Consider the following 8,565-nt stretch of genomic DNA (forward strand, 5'->3'; position numbering starts at 1 on the left):
CTTTTAATTCAAAATTCAACATTCAAAATTCATAATTTTATAAAGTTTTCCTTAAGATTATCTAAACACATACATTTTGTAAAGCGTTATGGAATCAACTATAGTATTCGTGATCCGTAAACGAACACGAATTTTCTCCTTAAAAAACCTGGGTGGAGATAATCATCTTATAATCTCTGTGCCAATCCCCTTGTTGGTAAATAGCTCAAGGAGGATTGAGTGCTTTATTCTTCCATCAATGATATGTGCCTTCATTACGCCATTTTCAATTGCCTCTTGAGCTGCCCTTAGCTTTGGAATCATCCCTGAGCTTATCTTCTTTTTCTTGATCAATCCCTTTATCTCATCTATTCTTATGGTAGAAAGAAGCCTTTCTCCATCTAATACCCCTTTTGTATCAGTAAGGAAGATGAGCTTCTCTGCCTCAATTGTTGATGCAATTTCTCCGGCAACGGTATCAGCATTGATGTTATACCTTACTCCCTTTTCCCCAACCCCAATCGGTGCAATAACCGGGATAAATGAAGAATAAAAAAGCCTTTCTAATAGCTCTTTATTTATCCTTAAATCCCCACCCACAAACCCCAGTCTTTTTATTGGCTTTGCCAAAATCATATTTGAATCTGCACCCGAAAGTCCTACTGCCTTCGCACCATGCTTGTTTAATAATGAGACAATCTCGGTGTTTATCCTTCCTCTCAAGACCATCTCAACCATCTCCATACTCTCTTGGTCGGTTATCCTTAAGCCATCCTGAAATTTTGGCTTAATCCCAAGCTTTTCCATAAACTTTGTAATCAAGGGACCTCCGCCATGAACAATTACAGGCTTTATCCCAACATATTTAAGGAGGGTGCAATCAATTGCGAAGGATTCCTTTAATTCTTCCTCAATCATTGCCGAGCCACCATATTTTATGACAATATACTTATCATAAAATACCTTGATATAAGGAAGTGCTTCAATAAGAATATTTGCCCTTTCTATCATCCCTTTCATCTTACATAATTATATTTAACCCCTGGCTTTAAGACAAGTTAAATTTATTATGAATCGCTTTCCTTTAATCCTTCTTCTAAAAGAAGAACAAGCTCTTCTCCAAATATAGAATAGACAAGTAAAACCTCATTTGCCCCTTGTTCTTTAATTTTCTCTGCCTGCTCTAATGAATCTGCTGTGGCAATAATGGTAGAAGAAGGGGAGAGAGAACGGCAGATTTTGACCAGCTTAAGGTTGTCTATCCCCTTTAGAAAGACATCGGGGATTGTAGAGAGAATCACCTTTGCTCCTTCAATATGGGCATGCCTTAATGTCTCCACGCTACTTACATCCCCAAAGATTGCAGGAATATTTTTCTCTTTAAGCTCTCTCAAAACCTCTAAGCTAAAATCTATAACCAAGACCTGGCTAAGTAGGGAGGGATTTTTTTGTGAAATGGCATCGATCAAAGCCCTTGCTCCATGGTGAAACCCTAGGAGAACAATGGGATAAGATATTGTTTTCTTTTTTTGATAATCCTCTTCTTTGCTTTTAAATCCAAGCCTCCTGGTTATCTTATCAAAAACAAGGTAGGTCTCGTGATTTGCCTTGATAAAATAGGAGGAGAGGATCGCACCAAATGCCATAGAGCAGATAATGAGATTAAGGATATCCTTTTGAATATGTCCTAATTCTGTGCCAATTGCCGCAATAACCAGAGAGAATTCACTAATTTGAGAAAGGTTAAGGGAGGAGATAAAGCTTGTCCTTTTTCCTGCACCATTTAATAAAAGGAGGGGATATAGGGTAAGAAAGCGTGAGGCAATAACAAAGGCTACAATTACAAGGCTGTTAAGGATTATTTCCAAGCTTGGCTTTTGTATCTTCATTCCCAAAGAGATGAAAAAGAGGATAAGAAAGAAATCTCGCAAAGGAAGAACCTTGGCGGTTACATGAAGGCTATAAGGAAAAAAGGAGATAGAAATGCCGGCAATGAAGGCACCTATTTCACAAGATAAGCCAATGAATTCTGCACAGGTTGAGATAAGGCTACACCAAGCAATAGAGATTGCCACAACCATCTCGGGGGATTTTGCTATCCATTCAAAGACATGCTTTAAAAGATATTTGCTCAAAAGGAATCCACCTCCCAAAAGCAATGTAGCCTTTAATAGCCCCAAGAAGAAAATGGCAATTTTTGGCTCAAGGAAATTGGATTGAAAGGCAAGAAGCAAGATTACCCAGATATCCTGGATGATTAGAATGCCCAAGGTAATTCTACCTGGCAGGGTATCAATTTCAAACTTATCATAAAGAAGCTTTACCACAATTGCTGTGCTACTTATTGAACATAATAAAGCAAGGTAAAAGCTATTAACCCTTCCCTCCCCTAAGATGTATTTAAAAAATAAAAGCCCAAGCAGAATGCAGAGGATAAATTGACCTATGCCAGCTATAATAATCTGTCTTCCTTGATGGATAAGCCTTTTTAGATTTATCTCTAATCCAATAATAAAAAGGAGAAGAACCAAGCCAATCCCAGAGATTGTCTCAATATTAACCGCATTTGTAACAAAACGAAGTCCAATCTCTGGGCCGATTAAGGCTCCTCCCATAAGATAGCCTAAGATAACAGGTTGGCGGATTTTATGGGCTAAAATTCCAAAAAGGGTTGCAAAAATAATAGAAATTCCTATATCTTCTAAAAGCCCATGCATTTTCCTTTATAACTAAATCTGTAATCTGAATTCTGTAATTTATAGCTCTTCTATCCTTATCCTCACAACATCCTTGATAACATCTTCTCTCTTAATCTCATCAATTGCAGCCCTTATATCACCCTCATAAGCCTCATGTGTTACCATTACAACAGGGACAATATCGCCCCTTTCCTTTTGGATGCAGGAGGAAATGCTTATCTTATATTTTGCTAGAATACCAGAGATTAAAGCTAATACGCCAGGTTTGTCGGAGACCATAAATCTTATATAGGATTTAAGAAGGAGGTTTTCTATTGGATAAGGGGATACATTGGAAATATCGGGGATATTCATATCTTCACCCCTTAAAAGGCTAAATACATCAGCTATAACAGCAGAGGATGTAGGATATCCACCCGCACCTTTACCATAGAAAAGGAGGGGTCCTGTAAGGTCAGAGACAACATAGATGCCATTGTAGTTATAAGAAATAGATGAGAGGAGGTGCTCCTTTGGAATCATAACAGGATGGATGCGCATCTCTAAATTTCCATTGTCTATCTTTGCAATGCCAAGTAGCTTAATCTTGAATCCAAGCTCGTCTGCATAGACAAGGTCAGAAATGGTAATTTCGGAAATCCCCTCTTTATAAACAGAAGCTATATCTACAATCTTTCCAAATGCAAGGGCTGATAAGACAATGAGCTTATGTAATGTGTCATCACCGTTTATATCAAGGCTTGGGTCAGCCTCGGCAAAACCCTCTTTTTGTGCATCCTTTAGAACATCAAAGAATTCCCTTTTCTCCTCAAGCATCCTGGTTAGAATATAATTTGTTGTTCCATTGATTATCCCATATATCTTTTGAATTTTGTTTGCTATAAGGCTTGAGGTTATGGATGAAATAATAGGAATGCCGCCACCCACAGATGCCTCAAACCTTATCCTTCTTTTATTAGTCTTTGCAGATGCTATAATCTCCTTTAAGTGCAAAGAAAGCAGAGCCTTGTTTGCGGTTACAACATCCTTTTTATGCTCAAATGCCTTTAAAATATATGTCTTTGCTGGCTCAATCCCACCGATTAGCTCAATTATAACATCTATATTTGGGTCATTTAAAACCTCATAGGGATCATCGGTAAGTAAATTCAGAGAAGGGGTGTAATCCCTCTTTCTCTTTAAATCAATATCGGCAATTTTTACCAAAGAAAGGCAGGAAAAGCCCCTTTCAAGCAATACCTTCGCGGTAGCCTGTCCGATTGTTCCTAAACCAATTAAACCAATGTTCATTCTATTATTCAAAATGGGAAAGCTCTTTAAATTGATAATACCTTTGCTTTATATCTTCCCATTTCAGGTTTTTCATCCTATTTAGGCTAAAATCCTCAACCACAAAGGATGCCATTGCCGAACCAAAGATTACTGCCCTTTTTAGCTGCTCATTATCCCTTCCAGAAACCTGGGATAGATAGCCAATAAATGCTCCGCCAAATGTATCGCCTGCCCCGGTTGGGTCAAAGATATTCTCAAGGGGATATGCGGGAGCTGAAAATATTCCATCCTTTGAAAACATAAGGCAGCCATGCTCACCCTTTTTTATTATGACAATCTCTGGTCCTAATTGCCTTATTTTCCCCGCTGCCTTTACCAGATTTGGCTCTTTTGCCAATTCCCTTGCCTCACCATCGTTTAAAACAATAATATCTACCATTGATATTGCCTTTTTTAATGCATCATTTTTATTTTCAATCCAATAATTCATCGTGTCTAAAACAATCAGACGAGGATTTTTTATCTGCTTTATAACCTTAATTTGAATATCTGGGTCAATATTTCCCAGGAAGATATATTTTGAATCTTTGTAATGTTCTGGAAGAGAGGCATCAAAGTTAGTCAAAACATTTAATTTTGTCTCTAATGTCTTTGCTTCATTAAGCTCGTATGTATAATAACCCTTCCATCTAAATGTTTCTCCAGGAAGAATACGAAGCCCACTTGTATCAATTTCATAAGATTTTAGAAGGGAAAGGTATTCTTCCTTAAAATCTTCTCCTACAACACTTAAGATACTTGCTTTATCAAAGAAGGAGCAGGAAACAGAGGCATATATGCAAGAGCCTCCCAAAACATCAGAGACCTCACCAAATGGTGTTTTTACAGAATCTATTCCCACAGAGCCAACAATAAGCGTAGCCACAAAGAAATGATAACCTAAAAGCCATTATCCTGTCAAGGCTCTGTTGTGTACTTATTCCAGATGGGTATAGACATACTTACCACCTTAAGGAAAGAAAAAATACAAAACAAAGAGATTATCGAAAGGGCTTTGATATTAGGAATATCAAGACAGACAGTAAGAAGGGGAAGAGATGGTCCTTTAAAGGATTTTTCAAAGAGACCTAAACATTCTTCCCAAGGAAAACCAAGATTGAACTTGAGGATTTAATAATAAATGAAGCAAAGAGAACGTATGTGTTTAGCTCGGTGAGAATAAAATTGGGAAATAGGCACAAAGGCACAGAGGCACAAAGGCGAGAGAGTTTATTTATTACTTGCTTTCTTTGTACCTTTGCCCCTTTGTGCCTAGGTATATAAGACAGCTAAACAACGGCTATGGTAATTTGGTTAAGAGAGAAGCTAAACACGTACGAAATTCGAAATCAAAAAAACAAATTCAAATGACTAAAATTCAAAACAATATAATTAGAGGAACGATATTGTTTCCTGCTTTGTGCTTTCGGATTTCGTGCGTTTCTTTCATTTTAACTTCCTTTCTTCTTCTCCTCTACCTAAACACATACTTTCTTTGATATAGCCTGGTTAAAGCTCTAGTAAGCTCAATGGCTTTTTCGGCTAATTCTTCATCCAATGAGCCCAAGCCACAGGATGGGGTTATCAAAAATCCATTTTGAGGAAAATTTGCCAGCCTTTCCTTAAGCGTTTCTTCGTTATTTTCTAAAAGTTCAGAAGATGCAGGAACAATGCCCCAGGCAAGAATGCCCCTTTTGATAAATTTATCCAAAGAATCTTTGTAAAGAAAGAGGTTTTTACTAAAATTATAGGCATCAAAGTTTAGAATATCAATATTTGTCTCCATAATCATTCCAAAATCCGTATTTCCACAGCAATGAATTCCGGTAATTATTCCATTTTCCTTTAATAAATCTATGATTTTGGAAAGAAAGCTTAAAACATCCTCTCTTGAAATGGGGATAGTAGAGCAGCCAAAAGAGGCAAGATATGGCTCATCAATAAAGATAATCGGTTTTCCAAATTCCTTTAATTTCTCAGCCTGCCATAATGCCTTTTGCGATAAGCCACAAATAATGGCATCAAATAGCTCCTTATGATAAATAACAGGCTTTCCATTTTCATCGTATCCAGAAAGGCCAAAGCTTATAGGCCCTGTTATCTGACCCTTTATGTAAGAAGAGCAAGGCTTTGCCTCAAGGAAAGAATAAAATCCAGATGAGAATTCTTTTGATATTTTAAAATACTCAAGATCCTGATCTAAAAATTTCTCATAAAACCTGGTAAGTTCCTCCTCTATATGGCTGGTAGAAAAATAAATGCCTTTTTTTGCCTCATCGTATTGGACACAGGGAAGCCCTTCACTAAATTGAACACACATATTTTCTCTCCAAGAAACCTTTGGAAGCTGTGGCCAAACAGGAATATCAAGGGATAAAGATAGAAAGAGGGGTTTTTCTATATCCTTATGGGGAAAACTTCCTATGGCTGTAGAAAATATACCTTTTATCAATTATTCTACAAAGAATGATGAGACCCAGCCTGTCCTTCCATCAGGAAGCAAAACCTTTATATACCATTTCTTAGAGGAGATGACAATAAGCCTTGTTCCCTTGTTTACCTTTGTAATAACATTCTTTCCAGGGTATGACCAGATTGTTACATTATCCCTTGTTGTTACAACGCTTTTCTCGGGTTCTACCTCCTTTGGCTTTGGAAAAACCTTTTTTACCTTCCTTATTTCTTCTGGTATTCTGTCTTTTGCCTTCTGAATTATCTCCTCTGGGCCAGAAACCCTAAATATATCAACATTATCTTCCCTTAGTGATGAAAAATAGATAAATCCATCAGATGACCAAAAGGGAAATAGGCAAACGCCACAATCCCCTGTTATCTTTATATCATTCCTTCCGTTAATAGCAACCGACCTTATATCCATCTTTAGGACCTTTATCTCGCCTATTGTTTTATATCCAAATCTCATCCTTCCCTTTGGACAGCTGCTATAAACAATCCTTCCTCCCATAGGAGACAAAGATGGGAATAGGCAATTAAACTCCTCATTATGGAAAATAAGCTTGCAATCACCTCCATCTATATCTACCATCCATATATCTACATCATCCACGTTTTGTCTATTAAAGATGATTTTTTCTCCATTTGGTGAAAACCTTGCAAAAAAACCATCTGTTATCTCTGTAATAAGCCCTGTTTTTAGAGAAATAGCCATTATAACTGGGTTTTTCTCTTCTTTCAAAGATGTAAAGAGAATCTTATCTCCCTCAAAAGAAAATGAGGGAAAAATTTCATCCCTTTTCTTATCAAATGTAATCTGGGTTATTTCACCAGCCTTCAAGGTATCCATTACAAAGATATCAAAGCTACCAAATCTATTTGATGAAAAACATATTTTAGAGCCATCAGGAGAGAAGGAAGGCCATAAATCATCCTCGCTTCCCGATGTCCTCTGGATTATTGCCTTCTCGTTTATATCTTTAATATAAAGGTCAAAGCTTTTCTCTTTGTTTGAAGAAAATGCTATGTATTGTCCATTTGGCGAGACACTACAGAAATTATCCAATGCTTTATCATCTGTAATCCTTGTCAGGGGAGGTGAAATAAGGGAAGATGGCTCTTTATAAGGCTTTTCACATCCTAAAAGCAGAAGACAAAGTAGAAAGCAGAAAATCTCTCTTCTCTTTTCTATCCTCTCTCCTCTGGTGCTAGTAGGCTGCTCTAGTGCTCTGGTGCTCTGTATTCTATCCTCTGTTGTCTCTTGTCTCTCTTTCATTCCTCAAAAGCTATCCTAAAGATATTGATATTGGAATTATCCTTGCCATTTCTGAGGGAGGAAAAATATATGTAATTATCACAAGAGTAGGTAGGAAACCCATCTGGTCCTAAGTCTTCGGTAAGCTTGGTATCCCCTGTTCCATCTATGTTTATTATCCTAATATCAATTGGTGTGTATCTACAAAGACCTAAAAATTTCTCACATCTTTCTTCTTTACTTCCCGTTGCATAAACAATCCTTCTTCCATCAGGAGAGAATTGCGGAGAAAGGCAAGAGAGATTATCGTATCTTACAACCTCTTTCAAAAGATGGGTGTTCATCTCAAGTATCCAAATTTTGCCATCCCTTTGAAATACTATTTTATCGCCCTTTGGTGAAAATTTAGGGTATAACCCAGAGGTTAGCTCTGTTATCAAGCCTGTTTTAAGGTCAACAAGGCAAATAATGGCTTTGTTTCCCAATTTTGCTGATATTTTAGAAAAAACAAGCTTACTTCCATCAAGAGAGAGATCAGGGGATATTTCATCGGATATATTGTCAAAGGTAATTTGCTGAATATTAGCCTCTTTAAATGCATCAATGATAAAGATGTCGTAGGTAGAGAACCTGTTTGATGAAAATGCTATTTTTTGTCCATCCTTTGAGAATACAGGAAAAAGTTCATTTTCCTCGGTTGATGTCCTCCGAATTAAGGTGTTTTCTTTATTATCCTTTATGTATATATCAAAATTTCCCGAAGCATTTGAGGAAAATACTAGCCATCTTTCAGTAAATAGGCAGGGTGTGATATTCATCCCATCTAAATATGTAATCTGAATATAAGCGGCCAAGAAGGGCTTTAAC

At 37.1% G+C, this 8,565-nt stretch carries 7 protein-coding genes and 1 pseudogene; 1 reads left to right on the forward strand and 7 read right to left on the reverse strand.

What is annotated here, in order from left to right:
* Positions 1-162: 162 nt before the first annotated feature.
* Genes argB through AB1397_03910 form a run of 4 tightly spaced genes read right to left on the reverse strand, consistent with a single transcriptional unit; the run spans position 163 to position 4,875 of the window.
* On the reverse strand, positions 163-999 hold the full coding sequence (argB, locus tag AB1397_03895) for an acetylglutamate kinase (protein MEW6482124.1): 837 nt from the start codon (positions 997-999) through the stop codon (positions 163-165).
* A gap of 47 nt (positions 1,000-1,046) precedes the next feature.
* Positions 1,047-2,696, reverse strand: a complete 1,650-nt coding sequence (locus AB1397_03900) for a cation:proton antiporter (GenBank protein MEW6482125.1) — start codon at positions 2,694-2,696, stop codon at positions 1,047-1,049.
* Between the two features lie 39 nt (positions 2,697-2,735).
* Positions 2,736-3,968 (reverse strand): homoserine dehydrogenase, encoded by a 1,233-nt coding sequence (locus AB1397_03905; protein ID MEW6482126.1) that lies wholly within the window; start codon positions 3,966-3,968, stop codon positions 2,736-2,738.
* Between the two features lie 4 nt (positions 3,969-3,972).
* Positions 3,973-4,875 carry a PfkB family carbohydrate kinase gene (locus AB1397_03910; GenBank protein ID MEW6482127.1) on the reverse strand — a complete coding sequence of 301 codons (903 nt, stop codon included), beginning with the start codon at positions 4,873-4,875 and terminating at the stop codon, positions 3,973-3,975.
* Between the two features lie 126 nt (positions 4,876-5,001).
* On the opposite strand from AB1397_03910, the pseudogene AB1397_03915 reads away from it, so the two are divergent.
* A pseudogene (locus tag AB1397_03915) lies at positions 5,002-5,147 on the forward strand (IS481 family transposase).
* 316 nt (positions 5,148-5,463) lie between these two features.
* On the opposite strand, the gene AB1397_03920 reads toward AB1397_03915, so the two are convergent.
* The 3 genes from AB1397_03920 to AB1397_03930 form a co-directional block, all read right to left on the reverse strand.
* The gene (locus tag AB1397_03920; GenBank protein MEW6482128.1) at positions 5,464-6,441 is read right to left on the reverse strand and encodes a hypothetical protein; all 978 of its coding nucleotides are present in this window, start codon (positions 6,439-6,441) and stop codon (positions 5,464-5,466) included.
* Positions 6,442-7,719, reverse strand: a complete 1,278-nt coding sequence (locus AB1397_03925) for an SH3 domain-containing protein (protein MEW6482129.1) — start codon at positions 7,717-7,719, stop codon at positions 6,442-6,444.
* Positions 7,716-8,565: hypothetical protein (locus AB1397_03930; GenBank protein MEW6482130.1), on the reverse strand; the 850-nt coding region annotated here is incomplete at its 5' end. The genes AB1397_03930 and AB1397_03925, both read right to left, overlap by 4 nt.

The organism is bacterium, assembly GCA_040756715.1.
Taxonomy (GTDB): Bacteria; UBA9089; UBA9088; order UBA9088; family UBA9088; genus JBFLYE01.